The organism is Pseudomonas sp. EA_65y_Pfl2_P78 (assembly GCF_963970495.1).
Lineage (GTDB): Bacteria > Pseudomonadota > Gammaproteobacteria > Pseudomonadales > Pseudomonadaceae > Aquipseudomonas > Aquipseudomonas baetica_A.
Genome location: NZ_CAXAON010000028.1, coordinates 1 through 14,606, shown reverse-complemented (window position 1 = coordinate 14,606; position 14,606 = coordinate 1). Strand labels below are relative to the sequence as shown.

Below are 14,606 nucleotides of genomic sequence, written 5' to 3'. Positions count from 1 at the left end.
ACCGGCCCTGAGGGGCCGGTTTTGTATCTGGCAAAAGACTTCCATTTATTCAGCGCAGGGCAAGGAGTGACAGCATGAGTCAGGAATGGGATGCCGGTCGGCTTGATAGCGACCTCGAAGGCGTAGCGTTCGATACCCTGGCCGTACGTGCCGGTCAGCACCGTACGCCGGAAGGTGAGCACGGTGATCCGATGTTTTTTACGTCCAGCTACGTGTTCCGCACCGCTGCCGACGCGGCTGCGCGGTTTGCTGGTGAAGTGCCGGGCAACGTCTACTCGCGTTACACCAACCCCACGGTGCGCGCGTTTGAAGAGCGCATTGCGGCGCTGGAAAGCGCCGAGCAGGCTGTTGCGACCGCCACGGGTATGGCCGCGATCATGGCGGTGGTGATGAGTCTGTGCAGTGCCGGCGATCATGTTCTGGTATCGCGCAGTGTGTTCGGTTCGACCATCAGCCTGTTCGAGAAGTACTTCAAGCGTTTCGGCGTTGAAGTCGATTACGTACCCTTGGCCGAACTTTCGGCTTGGGAGGCGGCGATCAAGCCCAATACCAAATTACTGTTCGTCGAGTCGCCCTCCAATCCGCTGGCTGAGTTGGTGGATATCACCGCGCTGGCGCAAATCGCTCACGCCAAGGGCGCTATGCTGGTGGTCGATAACTGCTTCTGCACGCCTGCGTTGCAGCAGCCATTGAAGCTCGGTGCGGACATCGTCGTGCACTCGGCGACCAAATTCATCGACGGCCAGGGCCGTTGCATGGGCGGCGTGGTGGCTGGTCGTAGCGAGCAGATGAAAGAGGTCGTCGGTTTCCTGCGTACCGCCGGGCCAACCCTGAGCCCGTTCAACGCGTGGATCTTCCTCAAAGGTCTGGAAACCCTGAACCTGCGGATGAAGGCCCACTGTGCCAACGCGCAACAACTGGCTGAATGGCTGGAGCAGCAGGAGGGCATCGAAAAAGTCCATTACGCCGGTCTCAAGAGCCATCCGCAGCACGAGTTGGCCCAGCGCCAGCAGAAGGGGTTCGGTGCCGTGGTGAGTTTCGAGGTCAAGGGTGGCAAAGAGGGCGCCTGGCGTTTTATTGATGCAACCCGGTTGATCTCGATTACCGCCAACCTCGGCGACAGCAAAACCACCATCACGCACCCGAGCACCACCTCTCACGGCCGACTCGCGCCGCAGGAGCGTGAAGCAGCAGGCATCCGCGACAGTCTCATCCGCATCGCCGTAGGGCTGGAAGACGTGGTCGACCTGCAAGCCGACCTGGCGCGCGGTCTGGCGGCGTTGTGATCGAGTTGTCCACTCTGAAAGCGGGGACCCATGGCCGTGTTGCGCTGGTCACGGGTGCCGCGCGAGGAATCGGCCTGGGCATCGCTGCCTGGCTGATCAGCGAAGGCTGGCAGGTCGTGCTGACGGATCTTGATCGGTCGCGTGGGTCGAAAGTGGCGAAAGTGCTGGGCGAGAACGCCTGGTTCATCGCCATGGACGTGGCGCAGGAAAGCCAGGTCGCGCTGGGCGTGGCTGAGGTGTTGGGGCAGTTTGGGCGTCTCGATGCGCTGGTGTGCAATGCGGCGGTCGCTGATCCGCACAACATCACCCTGGAAAGCCTGGATCTGGCTTACTGGAATAGGGTGCTGGCGGTGAATCTCAGTGGGCCGATGTTGCTGGCCAAGCATTGTGCTCCTTATCTGCGAGCGCACAACGGCTCGATCGTCAATCTGGCGTCGACCCGTGCCGGGCAGTCCGAGCCGGATACCGAGGCATATGCGGCGAGCAAGGGCGGTCTGTTGGCGTTGACGCATGCGCTGGCTATCAGCCTCGGGCCAGAGATTCGCGTCAATGCAGTCAGTCCGGGCTGGATCGATGCGCGCGATCCTTGCGCGCGTCGCGCCGAACCGCTGGCCGATACCGATCATGCCCAACATCCGGCGGGCAGGGTAGGGACGGTCGAGGATGTGGCGGCGATGGTGGCGTGGCTGCTGTCGCGCAATGCCGGATTTGTCACCGGGCAGGAGTTCGTGGTCGATGGCGGTATGACCAAGAAGATGATTTACGCGCAGTGAAAGCCAGCTTCAAGCTGTAAGTCAAAGCACGGCAGTGAGGCGCCTGGTGTATGTGTTCTTGCTTTTGCTTGTTGCTCGACACTTATCGCTGAAAGCTGTTTTTGAAAAAAACTTCAATCCTGCTATTGACTTAGGTTCACTACCTGCGTAAATTTCGCGGCCTCGGAGATGCAAACGGGTGATTAGCTCAGCTGGGAGAGCGTCTGCCTTACAAGCAGAATGTCGGCGGTTCGATCCCGTCATCACCCACCACTCCCCGAGAGACTTGCGTAAGCAAGAGCGTAGGCTGAAAGTGCCTGCACCGACGCGCAGCGGTAGTTCAGTCGGTTAGAATACCGGCCTGTCACGCCGGGGGTCGCGGGTTCGAGTCCCGTCCGCTGCGCCATATTTTACGAGTCAGGCATTGTCTGGTTCGCGATTGCAAAGCACCGAAGCTTTCAGTCAAAACGAGTTACTTGAGCGCAAGCTCAAAGCGATACGCAGCGGTAGTTCAGTCGGTTAGAATACCGGCCTGTCACGCCGGGGGTCGCGGGTTCGAGTCCCGTCCGCTGCGCCATATCTGTTTCAAGGACCACTGAACGCCTTGAAGCACCGAAAAAGCCGTTGGCTGATTCGGAAGCGATAGCAAAAACCCTGGTCGAAAGACCGGGGTTTTTTGTGTCTGAAATTTGACCTTTCCCGTTTGACTTCTTTCAGTCGACCGATATTGAGCACAAATCCCTGTGGGAGCCTGCTGGCGATAGCGCCAGTGCAGCCAATATCTTCGGAAGATGCACATTACCATCGTGAGCAGGCTGTAAGCGCGCGGCCAGCTCACCTTCCGAACTCCAGTATTCGCAGCGTGCAAATGAAATCACTGAGTCGCTGCCGCAAAGTGGGCGTCCGTATAACCACGCGAGGCCTTTGAGCGCTTATACAGCGTAGCGAAATTCAGGACAGACCAAATCTTGCGATTTACTGCTGCGTTGGCATGCTGCGGTCTGTGTCGTGACGGCCATGATTAAGGTCGTATCTGGATGTGTCTCCAGCTTACCGGTCAGTATAGTCAACTCCGTCCCGATGCCGGAGTGCCTGAAATTGGACAATACCCGTGAGCGATTGATTGACTCAGCGCTGAAGCTGTTTCTGTCGGAAGGTATATACATTACTGGTGTGATGGCCATCGCCGCGATGGCGGGTGTTACCAAGATGACGCTCTACAGCCATTTCCCCTCAAAGGATGCGCTGATCGTGGCTTGCCTCGAGAAGCGTGATCTGCGCTGGCGCGAAGAGGTCGCGCGCACTTTGGCAAGACAACCTGACCCTGTCAGTGGAATGCTCGCTTTTTTCGATCTGTATCAACGCTTTCTTTTGAAAGATAGCGGGCGCGGATGTCTGTTCGTCAACAGTGCGGCTGAATTCCCACAATTTAGCCACCCAGTGCATTTGGCTGTAAGCAGGCATAAGCAAGGGGTGCGCGAAAACCTTACTGCATTGGCCGTGAGTGCCGGTCTGAGCGACCCTCACGTAGTTGCTGAGGGGTTGTTTATCTTGCTGGAGGGTAGTTTTGTCACCGGCGCCATGGGCCAGGACGCGCAGGTATTCGACACTGCGCGGCAAATGGCTCATTGCTGGATCCGCAAGCAGGCTGGGCAGGAGCAAAGCGTATGACCCTTGGCTTGTTAGCGGCCATTGCTGCCACTTTTTCTTGGTCGCTGCTTTACATCTTTCCAGGGCTTGTCGGCGATTACAGTCTTTTTGATCTGGCTGTGGTGAGCTATGCCTTTGCCGGATTGGGTAGTCTGTTAGTGCTGTTTGTTTACCGTGACGAAGTGCGGCAGTTGAGGCTGGGCGACTGGGCTTGCGCCGCACTGTTGGGCTTCCTGGGATACATCGGTTACTTCTTTCTGATTACTACTGCGGTCTTGGCAGCCGGGCCGGTGATCCCTCCGGTGATGATGGGGTCAGTGCCTATCGTACTTGCGATTGCCGGCAACATGCGCAGCTCCAGCGTGCCTTGGCGCGCCATTTCCGGGCCGTTGTTGGTGGCGGCTTTAGGCATCAGTCTGGTCAACTTGAGCGTGTTTGATTTTGGTAGCGCCACGGTGGTGCTACCGACAACCTCGATAATGTTTGGACTCCTGGCATCGTTGCTTGCAATCGGATTCTGGACGGGTTTTGGCCTGATAAATGAAAGTGCTTTGGCTCGACGCCCAAGTATGTCGCCCATGTTGTGGTCCGCCATGCTGATCTTCATGTGCAGCGTCGAAATGCTGGCTTTCATCCCGGCTGGGCTTTACTTGAAGTTGTCCCACTTCGCTAGCCATTCGGGCGGGTTGGCAGGTACTCAGGCGCTAATAGTCTGTGGATTAATTCAGGGCGTGGGAGCCACCCTTGCAGGTGCCTGGGCATGGTCAATCGCAACCCGGCGCCTACCTCTGGCGCTGAGCGGGCAATTGATCGCCAGTGGGACTATTTATGCAACTGCGATGGGTTTGCTCATCAACCAGCGCTGGCCCTCTCCTATGGAAGCGCTTGGGACAGGGTTGCTATTCGTTGGGGTGGTGTGGGCTATTCACGCCTTTTATCGCAGAAGAGCACATAGCGAGATGCATCGTTTAAAAACTGGCCTTTGACTAATGTGAATGTGTCGGTACGGGGCATTTCAGGTACCTGCTTTGGATTGATTTGTACTGGGCGGACGCAGACAGCAGGCTCACTCCTGCAGAAGCTGGACAGCGTTTTGTCCAGTGACTTGCTGCGGCGCAAGGTTGCAGTAATTCTGATTCTTTAGTCAGATTTTTGTAACTGCTTGTTTGCCGCAGCCGCAGAAACCTTTAAAGTTAACCTTTCGGTCAGCTTTGCACTGTCAACACGGCTCTTGGCCTCGCCAGAAAGGGCTTCTGCAAGACTCGAGATTCCCAGTAGATAACCAGAAGGGTGGACTCATAACCGCCCAGAGGATGATCCATGTCCAACCGTGAAATATCCCGGCGCTCGTTCCTTCAGGGTGGGCTGGTGGCGGGAGTGAGCGTTACGCTCACGCCGCTCAGCAGTCAGGCGCTGGCTGCCTTGATGGAAAACAGCGTCACCGTGCCGTCCGAAAAGTGGCTCGGCAACAACGGCAAGGCGCGCCAGCGTAACGACGCCCTGTCCAAGGTCTGCGGCAGCAAGGTGTTTGCTCGCGACATCCGCTCCAGGGACATGCCGGGTTGGCCTGAGCAGCAAGGCCACGCCATGCTGCTCAAAACCATCAAGGCTGACCATATCTATAACGGTTACGACCTGTCGTGGCTGGGCGCCGATTTGCAGCCTGACCGCATCGTCACCGCTGCCGATCTGGACAAGGACGGTATCGTTTTCCCGGAAGAGCACGCGCCAGATCCACTTTTGCCTGAGGGCAAGGTGCCGATGTTCATCGGCCACCCGGTCGCTATCCTGATCTGGAACGACTTCGAGCGTTTTCGTCAGGCCAAGAACAAGCTCAAATTCAATGACAAAGCGATTCGTTACGGCGCCAAGGTGCCTTACTACGAAGGCGACCCCTACGGCAGCTTCCGCTACGTACGTGTGGGTGGCCCGACGTCGGCAGATGAAGATGAATTCGCCAGCCTCAAGGACTCGATCCTGTTCCCGATGCTGAAAAACCGTCGTCCGGTGTGGAATTCCCAGCCGAACCTGCACGGCAACCTGACCGAGCGCGGTTTGTTCTACGCCGACCGCATGAAGAAAGAGATCGATACGCCGCCGGATAACTGGCTGGTGTTCGACGAGCGTTACAAGACCCCATCGATCGAACCTGCCGCCATGGAGCCGGACAACGGGAACGGTTGGTACGACCCGGCCACCAAGACGCTGCACTTCGTGGTGGCGACCCAGTGCCCACTGGAAGCTGCGACCGAGACCGCGAAAATGATCGCGCCCTCGCGCTTCGGTCTGGCGAACCTGAACATGCACCCCGGTTACACCGTCGGTTACGGTTCCAAAGACCACAACATCTTCGTTTACTACGCAGCACTCGCTGCGCTTTACGGTGCCGGTGTGCCGGTGCGCCTGGCCAACGATCGCTACGAGCAATTCCAGAGCGGCATCAAGCGCCACCCGTTCGACATCCGCTACCAATTGGCCGTGGACAAGAACGATTACACCTTCAAGATTTTCCGCGCCGAAATGAGTGTCGACGGTGGCGGGCGGGTCAACTACAGCCCCTCGGTTGCGGCAGTTGGCGCCACGGCGGCGCAGTCGATCTATTACATGCCGCAGAACGATCTGCAGGTCACCGCTTATCACTCACGCGCTGTTGAGGCGGGCTCGATGCGCGGTTACGGCACGCTGCAAAGCATGGCGTCGACCGAAATGATGGTTGACGAAATTGCCAATCGGCTCGGCGTCGATGCGATCGATTTGCGCCGCAAGAACGCGTTGCGTTCGGGTATGAAGAACACTCAGGGCGCGATCCCGGCCGGTGCTCTGCGCCTGCACGAGATTCTCGACAAGGCCGCAGTGCACGAAGTCTGGAAAAACCGCGACGCCATCAAGAAGCAGCGCGAAGCAGATGATCCGGACAACTGGTACGGCGTCGGTTTCGCCATTTGTCAGAAAGACTTCGGCACCGGCTCCGAAGCACCGATGGCCAGTATCGAATTCACTGCCGAGGGGCGCATCACCCTGCGTCATATCGGCATTGAAATCGGCACCGGCATGTCGACTTCGCAAGCCCTGGTCGTCGCTGATTTCCTCGGTAGCCCTGCCCATGAAGTGAAGACCGGCGAAACCGAATGGAAGGAAATGCAGCTGATTACCAGCGGCAACCCTTACATCATGAGCCAGGCCGAGCAGGACAATCTGCTGCGCAACCCGCGTTGGGTCGGCAAGCTGGCTTCGGCTTCCTCGGCGACCAACTCGGCTTACTACTTCAGCCACGCAACCCGTGAGGCAGCGCGCGTGCTGTTCAACAACGGTTTGTGGCCGGCGGCCATGGAAATCTGGCGTCAGGGGCCTTACGGCGGTCAAGCCAACCCTTACGTCGTGCGTCGTGAAGACGCGCATTGGGTCGACGGCAAACTCACGGCCAACGGCATGCAGCCGTTGAGTTTCGAAGAGTTGGCCAAGCACGCTCATGAGCGCGGTCTGGTGACCGGCGCCACTGTTCATGCGTTCAACCGCTGGAGTTGGGCCGAGGCCGAATACAGCATCGACGGCGTGCGCGAGCGTTTGCCGCTTGACGGTCTGGCGGTGAAGTACGGCGATGGTGCGCCGAAGGCGAAGAAAGCGCTGATGAACACGGCGGGTTTCCACCTGTTGGATCGCCAGAACATCAACTACCCGGTTGTTCAGTTGAACAACGCGGCGGTGACTTACTACAGCCCGGTCGCCACCCTGGTCGAGTTGAAGGTCAACAAAGGCTCGGCGCAAGTCGAAGTGCTCAACCATCATTCTTGGGTCGAATGCGGTCGGGTGTTGGTTGAAGAACTGGTCAAGGGGCAGCTCGAAGGTGGGGTCGCCATGGGTATTGGTCATGCGCTGATGGAAGAGATGCCGCTGTACGAGGGCGGGCCGGGGGAGGGTGACTGGAACTTCAACCGTTATCGCCTGCCAATGGCCCGGCATGTCGCGGTGTGGAAGCAGACGGCAGAGATTCTGCCACCGCTGTCACCCAGCGATCCGTCCAAAGGTATCGCTGAAGTGGTGATGATTCCGGTGGTCGGCGCCATTGGCAATGCCGTGGCGCACGCCATCGGTAAACGTGTTCGCGATCTGCCTATCACTGCTGCGCGCATCAAGGAGGCCCTCAATGGCTAACCGTCCGCTTCAACTGACCCTCAATGGTCAATCCGTCGGCCCGGTGGACATCCCTGATGACCTGCCGATGATCGACTACCTGCACGAATACAAAAACCTGACTGGCTCGCGTCTGGGCTGCGGCCAGGGTATTTGCCACGCTTGCGTGGTGATCGTCGATAACCCGGACGGCACCAGCGAAGAAGTGCGCACCTGCATTACCGGCGCGCATTACTTCGAAGGCAAGAAAGTCCGCACCATCGAATCGCACGCCAAGCGTGACGAGAGCGGGCAGGTCACCGAGCTGAATCCGATCCAGCAGCGCTTTGTTGATGAGTTCGCCTTCCAGTGCAGCTACTGCGCGCCGGGCTTCGTCAACGCCGCGACCGTGTTGGTGGAAAAGCTGCAACGCCAGCCAATCGTCCAAAGCAAACTCGAACAAGTCATCGAGGACAGCCTCGGTCATCACATATGCCGTTGCACCGGGTACGTGCGTTATTACAACGCGACCCGCAACGTGCTGACCGATCTCGGCCTGGTCAAGGAGGGTTAAGCATGAAGCTATTACTGACCCGCCTGACCCTGGCGGTCGGGCTGGCTGCGCCAGTGTTGTTTGTCCACGCCGATGATCAGGTCAAGCGCGGCCAATACCTCGCCCGCGCCGCCGACTGCATGGCTTGCCACACTGCACCGGGTGGCGCGCCATTTGCCGGCGGGCTGCCAATCGTCTCGCCGTTCGGCACGATCTACGGCACCAACATCACCCCGAGCAAAGAGCATGGCATCGGTTTGTACAGTGATGACGAGTTCTACGCTGCGTTGACCGAGGGCAAGCGTCGTGACGGCGCAAACCTGTATCCGGCGATGCCGTACACCTCGTATCACCTGATGCCGCGCGAAGATTCGGATGCGATTCATGCGTACCTCAAAACCGTTGAGCCGATCGAGCGGGCAGCGCCGGTCACCAGCCTGAGCTTTCCGTTCAACGTGCGTCTGGGCCTGATGGGCTGGAACATGATGTACGGCAAAGACGTGAAGCTGGAATCTGCCGACGGCAAAAGCGACGCCTGGAAGCGTGGCCAGTACATGGTCGACGTCCTCGGCCACTGCGGCGAGTGCCATACGCCACGCGGGCTGTCGGGCGCAATGCAAATGGACAAGCGTCTCACTGGTGGCATCCTCAATGGCTATCTGGCGCCGAGCCTGCTGGCCACTGATCTGGCCGCTCGCGGCTGGAATCATCAGGACCTGAGCACATTCCTCAAGCATGGCATGAGCGCGCAGGGCACGATGTTCAACGAGATGTTCCCGGTGTTCCACAACAGCACTCAGGGCTTGAACGATACCGATCTGGCTGCCATGGCGACCTTCCTGCTCGGCGATCAACCGCCGGCAGCCAAAGAGCTCGTCGCCGTGCCGGTCGACAAGCTCGGCGCGAGTGCCCAACGGGGCCGTCAGGAATATTTGAATGTCTGCGCCGGTTGTCACGCGGCGGGTGGTGAAGGCAAGCCGCACATCGCTGTTGCCATGCGCGGCAACACCACGCTGCGTCTGGAAGATCCACGCAATCTGTTGCGGGTCATCGAGGACGGTATCGGCGAGCAGAAATTCTCCGGGTTCGAACACATGCAGCCAATGCCGGGTTTTGCCGACAAGCTCAGTCCTGAGCAACTGACCGATCTTCTCAACTACCTGCGTCAAGGGTGGGGCGGCCAGTCCGGAGAGTTGGCGGTAAGCGAGGTTCAGAAGCTGCAAGCTGACCCGCCGCCCATCGAGCACAAGGCGCACTGACATGCAGCATCTCGATCTGCAAGTGGTGCGGCGTGCATTGGAGTGGTCGGTAGCGGGGCAGTGCATCTGGCTCTGTACCGTGTTGACCACCTACGGCTCGGCGCCGCGTGCGCCGGGTTCGCTGCTGGCAGTGAATGACGGCGGGCAGTGGATCGGGTCGCTGTCCGGCGGCTGTGTCGAGGAGGATTTTCTCGAGCGCCTCGCCGAGGGTGCGTTTTTCGATGCGGTCAACGTCGTGCGTTACGGCGAAGGCGACGATCCGCGTTCGCGGGTCAGTCTGCCCTGTGGCGGTATTCTCGATGTGCTGGTAGAGAAATTTGACGCTGGCTGTGACGTGCAGGCGCATCTGCGTGAACTGGAATCGGCGCTGCTTGGTCAGCGTCGGCTGATTCGTGAAGTCGATCTGGCCAGTGGTGCGCGCAGCCTTTTTGCAGATCGCGAACAGGGTGCGCGGATCGAGCGTGAGATCGATCGGGTACGAATCCGCGTTGGTGCGGCTCAGCGTCTTTTGCTTGCCGGGTATTCCAGCGTGGCGCAGGCGTGTGCCGAGTTTGCGGTTGGCTTGGGTTTCGAAGTGATTCTCTGCGATCCGCGTGATGAGGTGCTCGAAGGCGTGGTACTCAGTGGCGTAGAGATTCGTCGGCAATTGCCGTCGGTGTTCATTGCCGACGGTGGCTGCCATCGCGACACGGCGGTGGTGGCGCTGACGCATGATCCGCGTATCGATGATCTGGCAATGATGGAGGCGGTGCGCACCGAGGCCTTTTACATTGGCGTGATGGGTTCACAGCAGACGTCGCAGAAACGCTTTGAGCGCCTTCGCAGGATTGGCGGATTGGGGGAGGGCGAGTTGGCGCGGATTCACGCGCCGATCGGCCTGAACCTGGGCAGCAAGACACCTGCGGAAATCGCTTTGGCGGTGTTGGCGGATATCTTGCGGATCCGTAGCGGGATTGCTCGGGATCACCTCTAAACGCCTTGCGTTCAATAAAAAGGGCCGCTGTTCAGCGGCCCTTTTTTTACATTCCGAATTTGTCACGCAAGCCGTAATACCAGGCACCCAGCGCAGCAAACGGCGTACGCAGCATTTGCCCACCCGGGAACGGGTAGTGCGGCAAGTCGGCAAACGCATCAAAACGCTCAGCCTGACCACGCAGTGCCTCTGCCAATACCTTGCCTGCCAGATGTGTGTAGGTCACGCCATGGCCGCTGCAACCTTGCGAGTAATAGATGTTGTCGCCCAGACGTCCAACTTGCGGCAAACGCGACAGCGTCAGCAGAAAGTTGCCGGTCCAGGCGTAGTCGATCTTCACGTCCTTGAGCTGCGGGAAAGCCTTGAGCATTTTCGGGCGGATGATTGCTTCGATGTTCGACGGATCCCGCGCGCCGTACACCACGCCGCCGCCGAAAATCAGGCGTTTGTCGCCAGTCAGGCGGTAGTAATCGAGCAGGTAGTTACAGTCTTCGACGCAGTAGTCCTGCGGCAATAGCGCTTTCGCCAGTTCTTCACCCAGCGGTTCTGTGGTGATCACTTGCGTGCCGCACGGCATCGATTTGGCTGCCAGTTCCGGCACCAGATTGCCGAGGTAGGCATTGCCGGCAACGATGATGAATTTGGCCCTGACCTTGCCTTGCGGCGTGTGCACGACCGGATTGGCGCCGCGTTCGATGCGCACGGCTGGCGACTGTTCATAGATGACGCCGCCAAGGGACTCCACGGCAGCCGCTTCGCCCAGCGCAAGGTTCAACGGATGAATGTGGCCGCCGCTCATGTCGAGCATGCCGCCAATGTACTGATCACACGCGACGACTTCGTGGATGCGGCGTTGATCGAGTAGTTCGAGTTGTGAGTGCCCGAAGCGCTCCCATAGACGCTTCTGCGATTCAAGATGACCCATCTGCTTGGCCGTAAGGGCGGCGAATACGCCGCCGTCCTTCAGGTCGCACTGGATGTTGTACCTGGCCACGCGCTCGCGAATGATCCGGCCGCCTTCGAAGGCCATCTCGCCGAGCAACTGCGCCTGTTTCGGGCCAACAGTACGCTCGATCACATCAATGTCGCGGCTATAGCTGTTAACGATTTGCCCGCCATTGCGTCCTGAAGCGCCGAAGCCGACTTTGGCGGCCTCCAGCACTGTCACGCGAAAACCGTTCTCCAGAAGGAACAGGGCCGAGGACAGCCCGGTATACCCGGCACCGATTACACAGACATCCGTCTCCACATCATCCTGCAAGGCTGGACGTGGCGGTACGGCATTGGCCGACGCAGCGTAATAAGACTCTGGGTAAAGGGTGTTCGCCATTCTGTCGCCTCTGTTTAATATATTTTACGAGTGCGTCGATCCTACCGGAGTTGAAAAACCTCCGCCAGCCACCGGAAAATCTTCTTCATTGGCCGCAAATTAAATATTTTGCATATTCATAGGGTTAGGTGAAAAAAAGGTGTTGACACCCCTTCGGAATTCCGTAGAATGCCGCCTCACAGCAGGCACGTAGCTCAGTTGGTTAGAGCACCACCTTGACATGGTGGGGGTCGTTGGTTCGAGTCCAATCGCGCCTACCAAACAAAATCCGCTCTGCTGGGCGGTCTAGAAGGGCTCACCGAAAGGTGGGCCCTTTTTTGTTGTCTGGGGTTTGCAAGGCCCAGCCTTGAGTCGCCAATTCGGCGCATCCAGAGGGGGGGCTTTAATCCTTCTCGGGCGCACATGGGGAGTGTGCTGAAGGGGTGTCCGGTCAGGCTGATTTTTGTGATGTCGAGTTTGAGATTGGCTGAGTGGATCGCCTTTTGTCGCCAGCAGTCTTTTAAAATGTGTGGATATTTAATAGCTTACGATTTTATTTAACCAACCGGTTATGAAAAATACCTTGTAGCAGGGTGGGAGTTTCAGTAACATTTGTCCCGCGTTCACCACCACGGTTTATGCATTTTTAAATCCCGAGCTTCCATCAGCTGCTTGGGATTTTTTTTGCCTGTAATTTGGCTTTTTCGGGTTCTCTCTCCTTGTTTCAATCGCTCGATACATGACCGGCGATGTTGCGCGAGCATGTCCTTTATTTTTCGACTACTACTGACTGGCGATTTCCATCTCTTTACAGAAGGAGTCTGGCGATGCTGGTTCAATGGTTTCTAGCGGCTGTTCACTTACTGGCTTTTGCGTTGGGTTTTTGGGCGGTTCTGACTCGTGGAGCGGCGTTTAGCCGCTTGGTTGCAGGCTTAGGGGATGCCAGGCGCGTTTTGCTCGCCGACAATCTATGGGGTATTTCTGCTTTGGTTCTGCTGGTGACGGGTGGGATGCGCGCCTTTGGTGGCTATGAAAAGGGCACTGACTACTACCTGCATCAGCCGCTCTTCCATTTGAAAATGACACTGTTTGTGCTGATTTTGCTGATAGAGCTCTCGCCGATGATCACGTTGGTCAAGTGGCGGATCTCGTTAGTGCGAGGTGCGGCGCTCGATACTGGCCGTGCAAAGCTGTACGCACGAATCAGTCATGTCGAGGCGTTGTTGTTGGTGCTGATGGTGGTGGCGGCCGCAGGTATGGCGCGTGGCGTGACGTTGGATTAGGCGGGCGAATTCTCTGCGCTCTATCGGAAACGTCCGACAGCCAGCCTTGGGAATGGCAGGTAGTATCGCTCGGCAACAGAGGATAGGGGCGGCAAGGAGCTGGAGTGAGGAGTTATGTGTCAGGCGCCGTGCCCAGCGAGTGGGGAGCGGATAGCAGTACGGCGCGTGAATCTTTAGCCAGTCATTACACGGGGCAAACGAACTGGCTACTGACTGCGAAAGCGGCTCAGGGCGTTTGTGGCTTGTCCGGGGCGGTCAGGCCAGCCTGGATGCGCTGGTAAATTTCTTCACGGTGCACCGCAACGTTTTTCGGGGCGTTGATGCCGATGCGGACCTGTTGGCCGCTAACGCCGAGGATGGTGATCGTAATGTCATCACCAATGTTTATGCTTTCACCGACTTTGCGGGTGAGTATCAGCATGGTCTTCTCCTTGATTGCTTTGTAGGGCACCTGATTCAGACAGTGCAGAGGTCGGTGGTACGTATAGATTAGTGCGAAGTCTCACGGTTTGGGTGCATCTTTCTGACGCGCAGATGTGGCATTAATTCCCAGGGCGTAACTATACAGAGGCTGCAATCATCAATCTCGTTGTTTTGTGCCCATTTTGCGGGGCTCGCGAAGTATTTATGAGTGTTAAGATCACCGCTTTGAGATTTTCGAGGAAAGCGTTGTGCGCAAATGGGTCTGGATGGTCGCGGCACTGGCATTGGCTGGATGTGGTGAAGGCAAAAGTGTGGACACACAGAAGCCCAAAGTGGCAGTCGCAACAGCGCCTGCGGTGTCCTCTGCCCCGCAGTGGGATCTTGAGGTGCGCGGTGAAACGCCTCAGGCCGTCAGCGATTTGAGCGGCTGGTTGATCGAGCACGCGTTCGTTCCGACGGTCATCAAGGACGGTAGCGGCAAAACGCGAATTCTGATTGGCCCTTTCAACTCCCAGGCCGAGGCAGAGGCGCGAAAGGTGCTGGTGGATGCTGCCTTGGTGAAGGCCAAAAAGCAGAATGTTGAGTCAGTGTTGGTTGAGCATCCTCTGACGCCTTAAGCGATTCATTCGACGGAGCTGCTTGGCGGGCGATCGAGCTGGCTGATGTCGACATGTAAGAGGACAACCTTGGGGAAATCGTCGGTGCCTGCACTGACGGGTTTTGCGGCTGAGTTGCCTCGGGCTCTTCAGTGGTGATTGTCTCGTCCTGAATAAGGTTTACACCTTCTGGCTTCTTATCAGGAGGGGGCAATGGATACGGGCGCAAAACGTAGTCAACGCGATTACACGCTGACTTTTAAATTGTCGGTTGTCGACCAAGTCGAAAAAGGCGAGTTGAGTTATAAAGAGGCTCAACGGCGCTACGGGATCCAGGGCCGGTCGACGGTGTTGGTTTGGTTACGCAAGCATGGTCGACAAGATTGGAGCCAAGGCGCCTCCATCCGTACCC

General features: G+C 57.9%; 13 protein-coding genes and 4 tRNA genes. 15 read left to right on the top strand and 2 right to left on the bottom strand.

Annotation, left to right across the window (positions count from 1 at the left end):
* Positions 1-74 precede the first annotated feature (74 nt).
* From AACY02_RS19795 to AACY02_RS19745, 11 genes are all read left to right on the top strand, one after another.
* Positions 75-1,286, top strand: coding sequence for an O-succinylhomoserine sulfhydrylase (locus tag AACY02_RS19795; RefSeq protein ID WP_339433417.1), 1,212 nt, complete (start codon positions 75-77; stop codon positions 1,284-1,286).
* On the top strand, positions 1,283-2,059 hold the full coding sequence (locus AACY02_RS19790; RefSeq protein ID WP_339433416.1) for an SDR family oxidoreductase: 777 nt from the start codon (positions 1,283-1,285) through the stop codon (positions 2,057-2,059). The genes AACY02_RS19795 and AACY02_RS19790 overlap by 4 nt, the downstream gene beginning before the upstream one ends.
* A gap of 176 nt (positions 2,060-2,235) precedes the next feature.
* Positions 2,236-2,311: transfer RNA gene (locus AACY02_RS19785), tRNA-Val, on the top strand.
* Between the two features lie 56 nt (positions 2,312-2,367).
* Positions 2,368-2,444: transfer RNA gene (locus tag AACY02_RS19780), tRNA-Asp, on the top strand.
* Positions 2,445-2,538: 94 nt separating this feature from the next.
* Positions 2,539-2,615, top strand: a tRNA-Asp gene (locus tag AACY02_RS19775).
* A gap of 521 nt (positions 2,616-3,136) precedes the next feature.
* Positions 3,137-3,709, top strand: a complete 573-nt coding sequence (locus tag AACY02_RS19770; RefSeq protein ID WP_339433415.1) for a TetR/AcrR family transcriptional regulator — start codon at positions 3,137-3,139, stop codon at positions 3,707-3,709.
* Positions 3,706-4,674 carry a DMT family transporter gene (locus AACY02_RS19765; RefSeq protein WP_339433414.1) on the top strand — a complete coding sequence of 323 codons (969 nt, stop codon included), beginning with the start codon at positions 3,706-3,708 and terminating at the stop codon, positions 4,672-4,674. Before AACY02_RS19770 ends, AACY02_RS19765 begins: the two co-directional genes overlap by 4 nt.
* Before the next feature lie 334 nt (positions 4,675-5,008).
* Positions 5,009-7,840: a xanthine dehydrogenase family protein molybdopterin-binding subunit gene (locus AACY02_RS19760; protein ID WP_339433413.1), complete on the top strand. Its 2,832-nt coding sequence runs from the start codon at positions 5,009-5,011 to the stop codon at positions 7,838-7,840.
* Complete coding sequence (locus tag AACY02_RS19755) at positions 7,833-8,372, top strand: (2Fe-2S)-binding protein (RefSeq protein WP_339433412.1); 540 nt, start codon at positions 7,833-7,835, stop codon at positions 8,370-8,372. The genes AACY02_RS19760 and AACY02_RS19755 overlap by 8 nt, the downstream gene beginning before the upstream one ends.
* Positions 8,373-8,374: 2 nt before the next feature.
* Complete coding sequence (locus AACY02_RS19750; RefSeq protein ID WP_339433411.1) at positions 8,375-9,610, top strand: c-type cytochrome; 1,236 nt, start codon at positions 8,375-8,377, stop codon at positions 9,608-9,610.
* Position 9,611: 1 nt separating this feature from the next.
* A complete protein-coding gene (locus AACY02_RS19745) occupies positions 9,612-10,583 on the top strand; it encodes an XdhC family protein (protein ID WP_339433410.1) in 972 nt (323 codons plus the stop codon).
* A 46-nt stretch (positions 10,584-10,629) separates the two neighbouring features.
* On the opposite strand, the gene AACY02_RS19740 is transcribed toward AACY02_RS19745, so the two are convergent.
* The gene (locus AACY02_RS19740) at positions 10,630-11,913 is read right to left on the bottom strand and encodes an NAD(P)/FAD-dependent oxidoreductase (RefSeq protein WP_339433409.1); all 1,284 of its coding nucleotides are present in this window, start codon (positions 11,911-11,913) and stop codon (positions 10,630-10,632) included.
* Positions 11,914-12,096: 183 nt separating this feature from the next.
* Between AACY02_RS19740 and AACY02_RS19735 the strand changes: the two genes are divergently transcribed.
* Positions 12,097-12,173, top strand: a tRNA-Val gene (locus tag AACY02_RS19735).
* A gap of 546 nt (positions 12,174-12,719) precedes the next feature.
* The gene (locus AACY02_RS19730) at positions 12,720-13,175 is read left to right on the top strand and encodes a DUF2214 family protein (RefSeq protein WP_339433408.1); all 456 of its coding nucleotides are present in this window, start codon (positions 12,720-12,722) and stop codon (positions 13,173-13,175) included.
* Positions 13,176-13,401: 226 nt separating this feature from the next.
* On the opposite strand, the gene csrA is transcribed toward AACY02_RS19730, so the two are convergent.
* Entirely contained in the window at positions 13,402-13,596 is a 195-nt protein-coding gene (csrA, locus tag AACY02_RS19725; RefSeq protein WP_003179932.1) for a carbon storage regulator CsrA, read from the bottom strand.
* Positions 13,597-13,846: 250 nt separating this feature from the next.
* Between csrA and AACY02_RS19720 the strand changes: the two genes are divergently transcribed.
* Together AACY02_RS19720 and AACY02_RS19715 are read left to right on the top strand one after the other, a co-directional pair.
* Entirely contained in the window at positions 13,847-14,215 is a 369-nt protein-coding gene (locus AACY02_RS19720; RefSeq protein ID WP_339433407.1) for an SPOR domain-containing protein, read from the top strand.
* Between the two features lie 192 nt (positions 14,216-14,407).
* Positions 14,408-14,606 (top strand): helix-turn-helix domain-containing protein (locus AACY02_RS19715; protein ID WP_339431018.1); only part of this gene is annotated, 199 nt, incomplete at its 3' end.

Bases quoted from the DNA above. Each gene is read 5' to 3' on its own strand.
- AACY02_RS19795 (WP_339433417.1), top strand. From the start codon at position 75: ATGAGTCAGGAATGGGATGCCGGTCGGCTTGATAGCGACCTCGAAGGC.
- AACY02_RS19765 (WP_339433414.1), top strand. From the start codon at position 3,706: ATGACCCTTGGCTTGTTAGCGGCCATTGCTGCCACTTTTTCTTGGTCG.
- AACY02_RS19760 (WP_339433413.1), top strand. From the start codon at position 5,009: ATGTCCAACCGTGAAATATCCCGGCGCTCGTTCCTTCAGGGTGGGCTG.
- AACY02_RS19755 (WP_339433412.1), top strand. From the start codon at position 7,833: ATGGCTAACCGTCCGCTTCAACTGACCCTCAATGGTCAATCCGTCGGC.
- AACY02_RS19750 (WP_339433411.1), top strand. From the start codon at position 8,375: ATGAAGCTATTACTGACCCGCCTGACCCTGGCGGTCGGGCTGGCTGCG.
- AACY02_RS19745 (WP_339433410.1), top strand. From the start codon at position 9,612: ATGCAGCATCTCGATCTGCAAGTGGTGCGGCGTGCATTGGAGTGGTCG.
- AACY02_RS19740 (WP_339433409.1), bottom strand. From the start codon at position 11,913: ATGGCGAACACCCTTTACCCAGAGTCTTATTACGCTGCGTCGGCCAAT.
- AACY02_RS19730 (WP_339433408.1), top strand. From the start codon at position 12,720: ATGCTGGTTCAATGGTTTCTAGCGGCTGTTCACTTACTGGCTTTTGCG.
- csrA (WP_003179932.1), bottom strand. From the start codon at position 13,596: ATGCTGATACTCACCCGCAAAGTCGGTGAAAGCATAAACATTGGTGAT.